Raw genomic sequence first — 13,349 nt, 5'->3', positions numbered from 1 at the left:
AACGGATGCTTGGCGCCAGGATGACCAGCAGATGAAAGGGCAGGGAGCGTTGAATGAGCGGGTTGATGCACGAGCTTTTGCGCTCTCTGGATCTGCAGCCCACGATTGAAGCCGTGCAACGCAACAACCGTCTGGATTTCGCCCAGTACTCCCTGCTGCGCGAGGCCGCCGACGCCAAGCTCAATCACCTGATGGGCAGAATCCGCCAGAAGGTCGAGCAGCAGCCGCTGGACAACCTGCTGGTCGAGCAGGACTTGCACGAACTGCAGCAGTCCTGCATACGCATGTCTCATCTGCTGCAAACCAGCTGCCTGGCCTTGCGCCGCCTGCAGCTGGACCTTCAGGACCAGAGCCTGGCACGTGATGCGCTGGAGAGTCAGATCGCCTACATGCAAGCCTGCCTGCGCCGCTCGCTGGCCAGCTTCGACCAGTCGGCATGACCTGATTGCCCTTGGCGATGACATTTACAGACGTTGCCGAGTGCCGGCGCGATGCAGACAATGGGCCATCATCCCCGTCCGGACCTGGCGCCATGTCGCAGCAGATCTTTTTCGCCCATGCCAACGGTTTCCCCTCTGCCACCTACGGCAAGCTGTTCGCCGCCCTGGCGCCGGATTACCAGGTCAGTCACCTGGCCCAGCATGCCCATGACCCGCGCTTTCCGGTTGACGACAACTGGCAGAACCTGGTCGACGAACTGCTGCATCACCTGGCGCAGCAGGTGGCGCCGGTGTGGGGTGTCGGCCATTCGCTGGGCGGCGTGCTGCACCTGCATGCCGCCTTGCGCCGGCCCGAACTGTACCGCGGCGTGGTGATGCTCGACTCGCCGGTACTGACCCGTGCTGACCAATGGCTGCTGCGCACCGCCAAGCGTTTTGGCTTCATCGACCGCATCACCCCGGCCGGCCGTACCCTCGGGCGGCGTGAAGCCTTTGCCGACCGTGACAGCGCACGTGACTACTTCGCCAGCAAATCGCTGTTCCGCCACTTCGACCCGGACTGCCTGGAAGCCTACCTCGAGCATGGCCTGCAGGCGGCCGAGCAGGGCTTGCGGCTGCGCTTCGACCCGGCCACCGAGATCAGCATTTACCGCAGCATTCCGCACGCCAGCCCGGCGCCAGCACGGCAGTTGCAGGTGCCCTTGGCGATGGTGCGTGGCGAGCGCAGCAACGTCATCCGCCGTCACCATACCTTGGCGGTGCGCGGCATGCCGCGGGGCGAATACCACAGCGTGCCGGGTGGGCACATGTTCCCGCTGGAACGGCCGACCGACACGGCCAGCCTGATCAAGGGCCTGTTCGACCGCTGGAGCCAGGCATGAGCGCGCAGGTCGAGGAGGTTCGCCTGAGCCTGGGCCATATCGAGCTGGCCGCGCACCTGTTCGGCGCCGCGGATGGCCTGCCAGTGATCGCCCTGCACGGCTGGCTGGACAACGCCAACAGCTTCTCCCGCCTGGCCCCGCTGTTGAAAGGCTTACGTATCGTCGCCCTTGATCTGGCCGGGCACGGCTATTCCGAGCACCGCCCATTGGGCGCGGGTTATGCCTTGGCCGATTACGCCCACGATGTGCTGCGGGTGGCCGAGCAGCTGGGCTGGCAGCGTTTTGCCCTGCTCGGGCATTCGTTGGGCGCGATCATTTCGGTGCAGCTGGCCGGTGCCTTGCCAGACCGGGTCAGCCATCTGGCCCTGATCGACGGTGTCATTCCCCCGACCGGCGCCGAGCAGGATGCCGGTGAGCGCCTGGGCATGGCCCTGCAGGCCCAGCTGCGCCTCGACGGCAAGCGCAAGTCCGTCTACCCGACCCTGGAGGAGGGCGTACAGGCGCGCATGAAGGGCATGGTCGCGGTCAGCCGCGAAGCTGCCGAGCGGCTGGCGCAGCGTGGCCTGATGCCGGTGCCCGGGGGCTACAGCTGGCGCAGCGACAGCCGCTTGACGCTGCCCTCGCCGGTGCGCCTGAGCCAGGCCCAGGCCATGGCCTATGTGCGGCGAGTGAGCTGCCCCGCCAGCCTGGTGGTGGCGGCCGACGGCATGCTGGTGCGCCACACCGAACTGCTGGAGCAGCTACCCTTTGAGCAGACGGTGCTGCCTGGCGGGCATCACCTGCACCTGAACGACGAACCGGGCGCGACCCTTGTCGCAGACTGTTTCAATCGCTTCTTTGGCTTTGCTTGACTTGCACCGGGCAAGTGTCGAGGCTTGGCGGGTTGAACAGGGAGACAACCATGCAACTGCCAGACATCCTGGAGCTTCAACCCGGCGCGCCGCGCCGCATGGCTCGCCGATGAGCGCGCCCGTTTCCATTCGTACTGCCATCGCCACCTGCCTCGTGCTGGCCAGCCCGTGGCTGTGGGCCGGCAGCCTGCCCGTGCCGGTAGACGCCAAGGTCGTCGACCAGCGCCCGGCCGTGGAGCAGGAACGCGTCTACCCCATGGGCCCGCTGCGCAAGATCAGCGGCCGGCTGCGTGTCGAAGACAAGATCGAAAGCCGTGGCCAGGTCAGCTCGGTTACCTACGAGCTACCGGTCGAGCGTAGCGCCCGCGAAGCCTTCACCAGCGCCCGCGAAGCGCTGCAGCAGGACGGCGGTTACCCGCTGTTCTGGTGCCAGGGCCGCGATTGCGGCGAAGGCAGCCTGTGGGCCAACGACGTATTTGCCAATGCCCGCTTGAACGGCGGTGACGAGCAGCAGGCGTTCATCCTGCTGCGTCGCTCGGCCGAAGAGGCCGACACCCTGGTTGCGCTGTACAGCGTCACCCGTGGCAACCGCCGCGCCTATCTGCATGTGGAAGAATTCGTCGCCAGCAGCCCGCTTGGGGAGATACTGCCCACCGCCGCCACGGTGCTGCGCGAAATGCGCGACACCGGCAAGCTCGACTACCCCGACCTGGCTGCGCCACAGGAAAGCTGGGTGACCTTGCTGGCGCGCAGCCTGAACCTCGACAGCACCTTGCGCGCAAGCCTCAGCGGCGCCCAGGCTGAGGCCTGGCGCGAGCAACTGGTCAAGGCGGGGGTGCGTGATGGCCGGCTCGAAGTCGGCAATGCACCCACCGATGGCCTGCACCTGGAACTGATTCGTTGAGTGAGCGCCACCATGGCCAATAATGATCGCCTGCTGATCCAGATTCTGCTGTTGGCGCTGCTGGGTGCCGCCCTCTGGGTCATGGCACCGTTCATATCCGCGTTGCTTTGGGGGGCTATCCTGGCGTTCGCCAGCTGGCCGCTGATGCGCCTGCTGACGCGTGTGCTGGGTGGGCGTGAAACCCTGGCCGCCAGCCTGCTGACCACGGCCTGGATCCTGATCGTTGCCTTGCCGTTGGTGTGGCTGGGCTTCAACCTGGCCGACCACATCCGCGACGCCACTGCCTTTGTGCGTGACGTGCAGGTCGATGGCCTGCCCGATGCACCTGACTGGCTGGGCGGCATTCCCTTCGTCGGCGAGCGCCTGGTCAGTTGGTGGCAATCCCTCGATCAGCAAGGTGCGGCCTTGCTGGCGTCGATGAAGCCCTACCTGGGGCAGGTCGGCAACTGGTTGCTGGCGCGCAGTGCGCAGATCGGCAGTGGTGTGCTGGAGCTGACCCTGAGCCTGGTGTTCGTGTTCTTCTTCTACCGTGACGGGCCGCGTCTGTCGGCTTTCGTGCTGCGCCTGCTGAACCGGTTGGTGGGCGAACGGGCCGATTACTACCTGGAACTGGTGGCCGGGACCGTCCAGCGGGTGGTGAACGGTGTGATCGGCACGGCGGCAGCCCAGGCGCTGCTGGCACTGATCGGTTTCCTGATTGCCGGCGTGCCGGGGGCGATCGTGCTCGGCCTGGTGACCTTCATGCTCAGCCTGATCCCGATGGGCCCGCCGCTGGCCTGGATCCCGGCGACGGGCTGGCTGGTGTGGAAGGGCGAATACGGCATGGCGGTATTCCTCGGTATCTGGGGCACCTTCGTCATCAGTGGCGTGGATAACGTGCTCAAGCCTTACCTGATCAGCCGCGGCGGCAACCTGCCGCTGGTCATTGTGCTGCTCGGCGTGTTCGGTGGTTTGCTTGCCTTTGGCTTCATCGGACTGTTCATCGGGCCGACCTTGCTGGCGGTCGGTTACAGCCTGCTGCTGGACTGGAGCCGGAACTCGGCGCAAACCCCTCGGTAAGCCTGTTTTTACGCATTCTTTATAGCCAGTCCCAGCCTCCGGTCTCGTCCCTTTACGCCCCTCCCTCAGACAATTCCCCCAAAGCGGCCCATGCCGCACCACGGGGGAGTTGCACTCATGTACATGCTCGACGGGTTGTCACTGCTACTGGCAGTGGCATTGGCGGTTTACCTGCTGGTAGCGCTGCTGCGCGCCGATCGCAGCTAGGGAGCGGCCATGCACAGTTACGATTACACGTTGCTAGTGGCTTTTTTCGCCATCGTGCTGTTACCGGCACCCTGGCTTGGGCGTTTCTACTACAAGGTCATGGAAGGGCAGCGCACCTGGCTGACGCCCGTTCTGGGCCCAGTGGAGCAGGGCTGCTATCGCCTGGCCGGCGTGCGCGCCGACCAGGAGCAGAACTGGAAGCAGTACACGCTGGCGCTGCTGGCCTTCAACCTGGCCGGCTTCCTGCTGCTGTTCAGCGTGCTCCTGCTGCAAGGCTACCTGCCTCTGAACCCGCAGCACCTGCCTGGCCAGGAATGGTCGCTGGCCTTCAACACGGCGGTGAGCTTCGTCACCAACACCAACTGGCAGGCCTACAGCGGTGAGGCGTCGGTCAGCTACCTGAGCCAGATGCTCGGGATGACCGTGCAGAACTTCGTCAGCGCCGCCACTGGCCTGGCCGTGCTGGTTGCGCTGTGCCGCGGCATCGCCCGCCGTTCCACCACCAGCCTGGGCAACTTCTGGGTCGACATGACCCGCGCCACCCTCTACGGCCTGCTGCCGCTGTGCCTGCTGCTGGCGCTGCTGCTGGTGTGGCAGGGCGTGCCGCAGACCTTCGCCGACTACGCCCACGCTGTGACCCTGCAAGGCGCCGACCAGACCATCCCGCTGGGCCCGGCCGCCAGCCAGATCGCCATCAAGCAGCTGGGCACCAACGGTGGTGGCTTCTTCGGCGTCAACTCGGCGCACCCGTTCGAAAACCCCACGGCCTGGAGCAACCTGTTCGAGGTGGCCTCGATCATCCTGATCCCGGTGGCGCTGGTGTTCACCTTCGGGCACTACGTCAAGGACCTGCGCCAGAGCCGTGCCATCATCGCCTGCATGCTTGGCCTGTTCCTGCTTGGCGGCGCCACGGCACTGTGGTCGGAGTACCAGCCGAACCCAGCGCTGGAAAGCGCCCAGGTGCAGCAGAGTGCGCCCATGGAGGGCAAGGAGAGCCGCTTCGGCACTACTGGTTCGGTGCTGTGGACAGTGACGACCACCTCGGCGTCAAACGGCTCGGTCAACGCCATGCACGACAGCCTCAACCCGCTGACCGGCATGGTCGCGATGGTCAACATGATGGTAGGCGAAGTGATCTTCGGCGGCGTCGGCGCCGGGCTCTACGGCATGCTGCTGTTCGTGTTGATCGCGGTTTTCCTGGCCGGTTTGATGATCGGTCGCACGCCGGAATACCTGGGCAAGAAGCTACAGGCGCGTGAAGTCCAACTGCTGGTGGCCACCTTGCTGGTGATGCCGGTCGGCGTGCTGGTGCTCGCGGCCATCGCCGCAAGCCTCCCTGGGCCCGCTGGCGCGGTGAGCAACCCGGGTGCCCATGGTTTCAGCCAGCTGCTGTATGCCTATACCTCGGGCACCGCCAACAATGGCTCGGCGTTCGCCGGATTTGGCGCCAACACGGTATTTCACAACGTGATGATCGGCCTGGCCATGCTGATCGGCCGCTTCGGCTACATCCTGCCGATCCTGGCCCTGGCCGGCAGCCTGGCAGCGAAGAAGAGCGCGCCCCAGGGCACCAACAGCTTCCCCACCCACGGCCCGCTGTTCGCCTGCCTGTTGCTGGTGACCATCCTGCTGGTCGGTGGCCTGACCTTCCTGCCGACCCTGGCCCTCGGGCCGATTGCCGAACAACTGAGCCTGGGTTTCTGAGGAGTCATCCATGAACATGCCCATTCCTGAAGTGAAAGCCTCACGCAGCGCCAAGGACCAGACCCGCTTTGCGGCCCTGTGGCGGCCGGCGCTGGTGCAGGCCTTCGTCAAGCTCGACCCGCGCCAGCTCAAACGGGCGCCGGTGATGCTGGTGGTCGCCCTGACGGCGGTCCTCACCACCGCGCTGTGTTTTGCCCCCGGCAATGGCGTCAGCACCGGCGTCGCCGCGCAAATCGCCTTGTGGCTGTGGTTCACCGTGCTGTTCGCCAACTTCGCCGAGGCCCTCGCCGAAGGCCGTGGCAAGGCCCGTGCCGATAGCCTGAAGGCCGGTAGCCAGGGGCTGATGGCGCAGCGCCGCAAACGCGATGGCAGTTTCGAAAGCGTCGCGGCCACGGCGCTGCGCAAGGACGATGTGGTTCGCGTGGTGGCTGGCGAGATGATCCCCGGTGACGGCGAGGTGCTCGAAGGCATCGCGGCGGTCAACGAAGCGGCCATCACCGGCGAGTCCGCGCCGGTGATTCGCGAATCCGGCGGCGACCGCTCGGCCGTTACCGGCAACACCCGGCTGGTCTCCGACTGGCTGCTGATCCGCATCACCAGCAACCCCGGCGAGTCGACCCTGGACCGCATGATCGCCCTGGTCGAAGGCGCCAAGCGGCAGAAGACCCCCAACGAAATCGCCCTCGACATCCTGCTGATCGGCCTGACCCTGATCTTCCTGATCGTGGTGGTGACCCTGCAACCGTTCGCCCATTTTGCCGGCGGTAGCCTGCCGCTGATCTTCCTTGCAGCGCTGCTGGTGACGTTGATCCCGACCACCATCGGCGGCCTGCTTTCGGCCATCGGCATTGCCGGCATGGACCGCCTGGTGCGCCTGAACGTGATCGCCCGCTCTGGCCGCGCGGTGGAGGCGGCTGGCGATGTGCATACGTTGATGCTCGACAAGACCGGCACCATCACCTTCGGCAACCGCCGCTGCAGCGCCCTGCATGCGGCCCAGGGTGTGACTGCCAAGGAGCTGGGGGAGGGCGCCTTGCTTGCTTCGCTGGCCGATGACACCGCCGAGGGCAAGTCGATCGTCGAGTACCTGCGTCAGTTGCATGACTTCATCGAGCCGTCGTCCGGGCAGTACCAGGCGATCGCCTTCAGCGCCGAGACGCGCCTGTCGGGTATCGATTTCCAGCAGCACCGCTACCGCAAGGGCGCCGTTGACGCGGTGCTGGCCTTCGTCGGCATGCAGCGCCTCGACCTGCCCACCGCCTTGGCCCGTGAAGTGGAGCGCATCGCCCAGAGCGGTGGCACCCCGCTGCTGGTATGTGTGGACAAACGCCTGCTCGGCGTGATCCACCTCAAGGACGTGGTCAAGCCGGGCATCCGCGAGCGTTTTGCCGAGCTGCGCAAGCTGGGCATCCGCACCGTGATGGTGACCGGTGACAACCCGCTGACCGCTGCGGCCATTGCCGCCGAGGCCGGCGTTGACGATGTGCTCGCCGAAGCCACGCCGGAGAAGAAACTGGCACGCATCCGCCAGGAGCAGAACGACGGCCGCTTGGTGGCCATGTGCGGCGACGGCGCCAACGATGCCCCGGCGCTGGCCCAGGCGGACGTCGGCATGGCCATGAACGATGGCACCCAGGCGGCGCGTGAGGCGGCCAATATGGTCGACCTGGACAGCGACCCGACCAAGCTGCTGGACGTGGTGCAGGTGGGCAAGGAACTGCTGGTGACCCGCGGGGCGCTGACCACGTTTTCCATCGCCAACGACGTGGCCAAGTACTTCGCCATCCTGCCGGCGCTGTTCGCCGCCATCTACCCGCAGCTGGGTGTGCTCAACCTGATGCACCTGGCCAGCCCGCAGAGCGCAATCCTCTCGGCCATCGTCTTCAACGCGCTGATCATCATCGTGCTGATCCCGCTAGCACTGCGCGGCGTGCGCGTGCAGGCGGCGAGCGCGGCGCATCTGCTGCGGCGCAACCTGCTGATCTACGGGCTGGGCGGCATCATCGTGCCGTTTGCCGGGATCAAGCTGATCGACCTGCTGCTCAATGCCTTGCACCTGGTCTGAGGAGGCCACCATGAACAGTTACGTACGCCCGGCGATGAGCCTGATCCTGCTGATGACGGTCGTCACTGGCGCGCTGTACCCGCTGGCGGTGACCGGGGTTGCCCAGCTGGCGTTTCCTGAGCAGGCCAATGGCAGCCTGGTGCGCGATGAGCGCGGGCAGGTGCGGGGGTCGGCCTTGATCGCCCAGGATTTCCAGGGCGATGGCTGGTTCCACTCGCGGCCCTCGGCGGGCGCTTTTGCCACCGTGGCCAGTAGCGCGAGCAACCTGGCACCGAGCAACCCGGCGCTGGCCGAGCGGGTCAAGGGCGATGCTGCGGCGCTTTACCAGGCACAGCTTGGGCCGGTGCCGCAGGCCTTGCTGACCACCTCGGGCAGCGGCCTTGACCCGCACTTGCCACCGCAGGCGTTGGCCTACCAGATCCCTCGGGTAGCGGCGGCGCGGCAGGTGCCAGTGGAGCGCTTGCAAGCCTTGCTGGAAGAGGCCACCCTCCACCCATTGATCGGGCCACCGGTGGTCAATGTGCTGGCTCTGAACCAGGCGCTTGAACAGCTAAGCCGCTGATTCAAAGCTGCCCTTGATCCCTGTAGGAGCGGCCTTGTGTCGCGAAAGGGCTGCAGAGCAGCCCCAGCACTCTCAGCAATGATGCTGAATGCCTGGGGCCGCTTTGCGGCCCTTTCGCGACACAAGGCCGCTCCTACAAGGCATGAAATGCCTCCAGAAGGATGAAACATGAGTGACTCCACCCGCGCAGACGCGCTGTTGGCAACCCTCCCACGCAGCGGTCGCGGCCGGCTCAAGGTCTTCCTCGGCGCCGCCCCCGGCGTCGGCAAGACCTTCGCCATGCTCCAGGCCGCCCACGCCCAGCAACGCCAGGGCGTGCAAGTGCTGGCCGGGGTGGTCGAAACCCACGGCCGCAGCGAAACTGAAGCGCTGCTCGGCGGCCTGCTCCAGCAGCCCTTGCTGCGCAGCGAATACCGTGGCGTCACCCTCGAGGAGATGGACCTCGACGGCCTGCTCAAGGCTGCCCCGACCTTGGCCCTGGTCGACGAACTGGCTCACACCAACGCCCCCGGCAGCCGCCACGCCAAGCGCTGGCAGGACGTGCAGGAGCTGCTCGCCGCCGGCATTGACGTGTACACCACGGTCAACGTCCAGCACCTGGAAAGCCTCAACGACAAGGTGCGCGGCATTACCGGCGTGCAGGTGCGCGAAACCCTGCCGGACTGGGTGCTGCAGGAAGCCTTCGAGCTGGTGCTGATCGACCTGCCACCGCGCGAGCTGCTCGAACGCCTGCGCGAAGGCAAGGTGTACGTGCCGGAGCAGGCACGGGCCGCCATCGATGCGTACTTCTCGCAAACCAACCTCACCGCCCTGCGCGAGCTGGCGATGCAGACGGCCGCCGCCCAGGTCGACGCCGACCTGGCCCACGGTTACCGCTTGCGTGGCGAGGCGGCGCCTGCCTTGCGTGGGCGCCTGCTGGTGGGCGTGGATGGCGATGAGCAGGCCGAGCGCCTGGTGCGCCACGCCAGCCGCGTTGCCCAGCGCCGCCACCTGCCGTGGAGCCTGGTGCATGTCGACAACGGCCGGCTGCGTGACGAAGCCGCCCGCCAGCGCCTGCAGGCGGCCCAGCAACTGGCCGAGCGCCTGGGGGGCGAGGTGGTGTTGCTGCGTGCCGGCGAAGTGGCGCGGACCTTGATCCAGCATGCCGCCGAGCGTCGCGCCAGCCTGGTGCTGGTCGGCCAATCCCGTGACCGGCTGCGCCGGCGCCTGTTCGGCGCTGGCGTCGCCACCCGGCTGCTGCGCGAAAGCCACGGCCTGGAGATCAACGTGCTCGACCGCGACAGCCAGGCACGGCCGGCGCGTGCGGCGGTCAGCCGGGTGTGGGTGTGGCGCCACTACCTGCTGGCGCTGGTGGCCACGGTGCTGGCAGCCGGCCTGGCCTGGGGCGTGTCGAGCGTGCTGGCGCTGCCCAACATCTCGCTGGTGTTCCTCGCCGCCGTGCTGCTGGTGGCCGTGCGCAGCAGCCTGGGGCCGGCGCTGGCCTGCGCCGCGCTATCGTTCCTGACCTATGACTTCCTGTTCATTCCGCCGAATTTCTCGTTCAGCATCCAGCGCGAGGAAGACGTGCTGACGCTGGTGTTCTTCCTGCTCATGGCGGCCCTTACCGGCAACCTCGCGGCCCGCCAGCGCAGCCAGTTGCAGGCCCTGCGCGAAACCCAGGCGCAGACCAACCAGTTGCTCGACCTGTCGCGTCGTCTGACCGTGGCCACTGACCGCCAGGCGGTATTCAACGCCGCCGGTCGTCACCTCAATGGCTGGAAAGACGTGCAGGTGTGCCTGCTGGAGCGCAACAGCGAGGGCCTGCTGCAGCTGGCGAGTGGCGAAGCCCAGGCCTTGAGCGACAACGAGCGAGCCGCCGCCGATTGGGCCTGGCAGCACGGCCAGGCCGCCGGTCATGGCAGCGATACCTTGCCCAATGGCCGCTGGTGGTGGTGGCCGCTGGCGGTCGACGATCAGCCCCTGGCCCTGCTCGGTGTGCGTCCGCGTTCCGGCGAGCCGTTGAGCGCCCAACGTCGGCGCCTGCTGATGGCCCTCGGCCAACCCCTGGCCCAGGCGCTGGCCCGTGCCCGGCTGGCCGAACAGCTCGAAGCCGCGCGCCTGCACGGCGAAACCGAGCAGCTGCGCAGTGCCTTGCTCGCCTCGGTGTCCCACGACCTGCGCACGCCGCTGACGGCCATGCGCGGCAGCATCGACAGCTTGCTGGCGCTGGGCGAGGCGATCCCTGTCGAAGACCGCCGCGAGCTGCTCGAAGGCACGCGCAACGAAGCCGAACGCCTGGACCGCTACATCCAGAACCTGCTCGACATGACCCGCCTCGGCCACGGCGGTCTCAAGCTTGCCCGCGACTGGGTGGCTCCCGCCGACATCGTCGGCAGTGCCCTCAACCGGCTGCGCGCAGTACTGGCGCCGTTGCGCGTGCACACCGACGTGCCCGCCGAGCTGCCGCTGCTGTTCGTGCACGCCGCGTTGATCGAGCAGGCGCTGATCAATGTGCTGGAAAACGCCGCACGCTTCTCGCCCGCGCAAGGCCGCCTGGAGCTGCAGGTTTCGGTGCACGACCAGCAACTGCACTTTGCCGTAAGCGACCAGGGGCCCGGCATCCCGGTGGCCGAACGCGAGAAGATTTTCGACATGTTCTACACCGCTGCCCGTGGCGATCGCGGCGGCCAGGGCACCGGCCTGGGCCTGGCGATCTGCCAGGGCATGATCGGTGCTCACGGCGGGCAGATCCTGGTCGGTGAAGGCATCGATGGCCACGGCACCTGCATCACTCTATGCTTGCCGCTGCCCCAGCAACCCGAAGCCGAAAGCGAAACCCCATGAGCCAGTCCGCCACCCTGTTGGTCATCGACGACGAACCACAGATCCGCAAGTTTCTGCGCATCAGCCTCAGCTCCCAGGGCTACAAGGTGATCGAAGCCGCCACCGGCAGCGAAGGCCTGGCCCAGGCCGCGCTGGCCAAGCCCGACCTGGTGGTGCTCGACCTCGGCCTGCCCGACATGGACGGCCAGCAGGTGCTGCGTGAGTTGCGCGAGTGGAGCGCAGTGCCGGTGCTGGTGTTGTCGGTGCGGGCCAGCGAGGTGCAGAAGGTCGACGCGCTGGATGGCGGCGCCAATGACTATGTGACCAAGCCCTTTGGTATCCAGGAGTTTCTTGCCCGGGTGCGCGCGTTGCTGCGTCAGGTGCCGCAGTCCGGCGGCAGCGAAGTGACGGCGAGCTTCGGGCCGCTGGTGGTGGATTTCGCCTTTCGCAAAGTGACGCTGGATGGTCTGGAGATCGCACTGACGCGCAAGGAATACGCGCTGCTGGCACAACTGGCGGGGCACCCGGGGCGGGTGATTACCCAGCAGCAGTTGCTCAAGGATATCTGGGGGCCGACCCATGTCGACGACACCCACTACCTGCGGATCGTGGTGGGGCATTTGCGGCAGAAGCTTGGCGATGACCCGACGGCGCCGCGGTTCATCATTACCGAGGCTGGGGTGGGATATCGGCTAGTAGCCCCCGCTTCAACCTGACCGCGTCATTCAGGCCCTGGGGGGTTCTTTCTCGAACAGCTGACGCATGACTTCCAGGTAGCGCCTGGCACCCAGGCCCAACGGCCGTGGCTTCAGCCAGATGATGTCCACCCATAGCCGCAAGCGACTGGCCATGTTGTCAAAGCGCACCTCGGCCAGCGCACCCGAGGCAATCAACGGCTCCACCAACGGCTGCGGCAAGTAGGCCCAGCCCAGGCCGGACTGCACCAGATCGAGCGTCGCCAGATAGCTGTCGGTCAACCATATTCGCCGCGACAGCACCATGCGCGGATCCGACCCGGTGGCCTTGCCCGAGGCCACGATGATCTGCCGTTGTTCGGCAAACGCTTCCTCAGGCAGCGGCGTGCCACTGTTGCTGCCAGCGGGATGACGCGGTGAAGCGACAGCCACCAGCAGCTGGCTGCCGGCTTCGAGAAAAGACTCGCGCTCATCGATCCCCGGCCGCTCGAACACCAGCGCCAGCTGCACGCTGCCTTCATGCAGCAAGCGCACGGCTTCGGTCTGGGTCGCCGAGCGCACTTCGATCTCCAGGCTGGGAAACTCCTTCGCCAGGGTTTCCAGCGGCTGGCTCCAGCGGCCGGTTTGCAGCTCCGGGGCCATGGCGATGGTCAGGCGCTTTTCCAGCCCCTGGTGCAGTTGCAGGGCCTGGGCGTCGAGCAGGTTGAGCTGGCAGATCACCTGCCGCGCCTGGGGCTCCAGGGCCAGGGCGGCGCTGGTGGGCAAGGCCTTGCGTGTGGCGCGGTCGAACAGGGCCAGGTCCAGCTCGGCTTCCAGTTGCGCGATGGCCATGCTCACGGCCGACGGCACACGCCCCAGTTTGCGCGCGGCGGCAGAGAACGAGCCGGCCTCCAGCACCGCGAGGAAAATTGCCAGGGAGTCGCTGCTGAAGGCCATGTTGGTGAACCTGTTGTCGAGGTGGGTGATGAAGAGTAATGGATTGAGTTCAGGGATGTGTGTGGCCTGTTGATGGTTGGCCTTGAGATGTTTGGCGCCTGTGAGATCGAGCGCCGCCCGCGCGGCGCATCGCAGGCAAGCCTGCTCCTACATCTGTTTCGGGCCAGTCACGCCTGTGCCATTTGCGCGCGGCCCCTTGTTTGTACGACACGATATCGAGTCATGCGCCAACGGGCCGCGCGC

General features: G+C 66.6%; 12 protein-coding genes. 11 read left to right on the top strand and 1 reads right to left on the bottom strand.

Features of this window, described 5'->3' with window-relative positions; translation table 11 throughout:
- Positions 1-53: 53 nt before the first annotated feature.
- From ACIPZ8_RS11030 to ACIPZ8_RS10980, 11 genes are all read left to right on the top strand, one after another.
- Positions 54-440 (top strand): hypothetical protein, encoded by a 387-nt coding sequence (locus ACIPZ8_RS11030; protein WP_400722626.1) that lies wholly within the window; start codon positions 54-56, stop codon positions 438-440.
- A 92-nt stretch (positions 441-532) separates the two neighbouring features.
- A complete protein-coding gene (locus tag ACIPZ8_RS11025) occupies positions 533-1,321 on the top strand; it encodes an alpha/beta fold hydrolase (protein WP_400722623.1) in 789 nt (262 codons plus the stop codon).
- A complete protein-coding gene (locus ACIPZ8_RS11020; RefSeq protein ID WP_400722620.1) occupies positions 1,318-2,172 on the top strand; it encodes an alpha/beta hydrolase in 855 nt (284 codons plus the stop codon). Before ACIPZ8_RS11025 ends, ACIPZ8_RS11020 begins: the two co-directional genes overlap by 4 nt.
- Before the next feature lie 109 nt (positions 2,173-2,281).
- Positions 2,282-3,076 carry a DUF4892 domain-containing protein gene (locus tag ACIPZ8_RS11015; RefSeq protein WP_400722617.1) on the top strand — a complete coding sequence of 265 codons (795 nt, stop codon included), beginning with the start codon at positions 2,282-2,284 and terminating at the stop codon, positions 3,074-3,076.
- 12 nt (positions 3,077-3,088) lie between these two features.
- A complete protein-coding gene (locus ACIPZ8_RS11010; RefSeq protein WP_400722614.1) occupies positions 3,089-4,135 on the top strand; it encodes an AI-2E family transporter in 1,047 nt (348 codons plus the stop codon).
- Positions 4,136-4,252: 117 nt separating this feature from the next.
- Entirely contained in the window at positions 4,253-4,342 is a 90-nt protein-coding gene (gene kdpF, locus ACIPZ8_RS11005) for a K(+)-transporting ATPase subunit F (protein ID WP_033696222.1), read from the top strand.
- 9 nt (positions 4,343-4,351) lie between these two features.
- Complete coding sequence (gene kdpA, locus ACIPZ8_RS11000) at positions 4,352-6,046, top strand: potassium-transporting ATPase subunit KdpA (RefSeq protein ID WP_400722611.1); 1,695 nt, start codon at positions 4,352-4,354, stop codon at positions 6,044-6,046.
- 10 nt (positions 6,047-6,056) lie between these two features.
- A complete protein-coding gene (gene kdpB / locus ACIPZ8_RS10995) occupies positions 6,057-8,111 on the top strand; it encodes a potassium-transporting ATPase subunit KdpB (RefSeq protein WP_400722609.1) in 2,055 nt (684 codons plus the stop codon).
- A gap of 10 nt (positions 8,112-8,121) precedes the next feature.
- A complete protein-coding gene (gene kdpC, locus ACIPZ8_RS10990) occupies positions 8,122-8,673 on the top strand; it encodes a potassium-transporting ATPase subunit KdpC (protein ID WP_400722606.1) in 552 nt (183 codons plus the stop codon).
- 168 nt (positions 8,674-8,841) lie between these two features.
- Positions 8,842-11,496, top strand: coding sequence for a DUF4118 domain-containing protein (locus ACIPZ8_RS10985; RefSeq protein WP_400722603.1), 2,655 nt, complete (start codon positions 8,842-8,844; stop codon positions 11,494-11,496).
- Positions 11,493-12,191: a response regulator gene (locus ACIPZ8_RS10980; RefSeq protein ID WP_400722600.1), complete on the top strand. Its 699-nt coding sequence runs from the start codon at positions 11,493-11,495 to the stop codon at positions 12,189-12,191. The genes ACIPZ8_RS10985 and ACIPZ8_RS10980 overlap by 4 nt, the downstream gene beginning before the upstream one ends.
- 9 nt (positions 12,192-12,200) lie before the next feature.
- Here the strand turns inward: ACIPZ8_RS10980 and ACIPZ8_RS10975 are convergent, their stop codons facing one another.
- Positions 12,201-13,106 (bottom strand): LysR family transcriptional regulator, encoded by a 906-nt coding sequence (locus ACIPZ8_RS10975; protein WP_103446634.1) that lies wholly within the window; start codon positions 13,104-13,106, stop codon positions 12,201-12,203.
- Between the last annotated feature and the right edge of the window lie 243 nt (positions 13,107-13,349).

Source organism: Pseudomonas sp. NPDC089422, from assembly GCF_044749405.1.
GTDB lineage: Bacteria > Pseudomonadota > Gammaproteobacteria > Pseudomonadales > Pseudomonadaceae > Aquipseudomonas.
Note: the sequence above shows the minus strand (reverse complement) of the source record. Positions and strands in the feature narration are given on the sequence as shown.

Bases quoted from the DNA above. Each gene is read 5' to 3' on its own strand.
- ACIPZ8_RS11030 (WP_400722626.1), top strand. From the start codon at position 54: ATGAGCGGGTTGATGCACGAGCTTTTGCGCTCTCTGGATCTGCAGCCC.
- ACIPZ8_RS11025 (WP_400722623.1), top strand. From the start codon at position 533: ATGTCGCAGCAGATCTTTTTCGCCCATGCCAACGGTTTCCCCTCTGCC.
- ACIPZ8_RS11020 (WP_400722620.1), top strand. From the start codon at position 1,318: ATGAGCGCGCAGGTCGAGGAGGTTCGCCTGAGCCTGGGCCATATCGAG.
- ACIPZ8_RS11015 (WP_400722617.1), top strand. From the start codon at position 2,282: ATGAGCGCGCCCGTTTCCATTCGTACTGCCATCGCCACCTGCCTCGTG.
- ACIPZ8_RS11010 (WP_400722614.1), top strand. From the start codon at position 3,089: ATGGCCAATAATGATCGCCTGCTGATCCAGATTCTGCTGTTGGCGCTG.
- kdpF (WP_033696222.1), top strand. From the start codon at position 4,253: ATGTACATGCTCGACGGGTTGTCACTGCTACTGGCAGTGGCATTGGCG.
- kdpA (WP_400722611.1), top strand. From the start codon at position 4,352: ATGCACAGTTACGATTACACGTTGCTAGTGGCTTTTTTCGCCATCGTG.
- kdpB (WP_400722609.1), top strand. From the start codon at position 6,057: ATGAACATGCCCATTCCTGAAGTGAAAGCCTCACGCAGCGCCAAGGAC.
- kdpC (WP_400722606.1), top strand. From the start codon at position 8,122: ATGAACAGTTACGTACGCCCGGCGATGAGCCTGATCCTGCTGATGACG.
- ACIPZ8_RS10985 (WP_400722603.1), top strand. From the start codon at position 8,842: ATGAGTGACTCCACCCGCGCAGACGCGCTGTTGGCAACCCTCCCACGC.
- ACIPZ8_RS10980 (WP_400722600.1), top strand. From the start codon at position 11,493: ATGAGCCAGTCCGCCACCCTGTTGGTCATCGACGACGAACCACAGATC.
- ACIPZ8_RS10975 (WP_103446634.1), bottom strand. From the start codon at position 13,106: ATGGCCTTCAGCAGCGACTCCCTGGCAATTTTCCTCGCGGTGCTGGAG.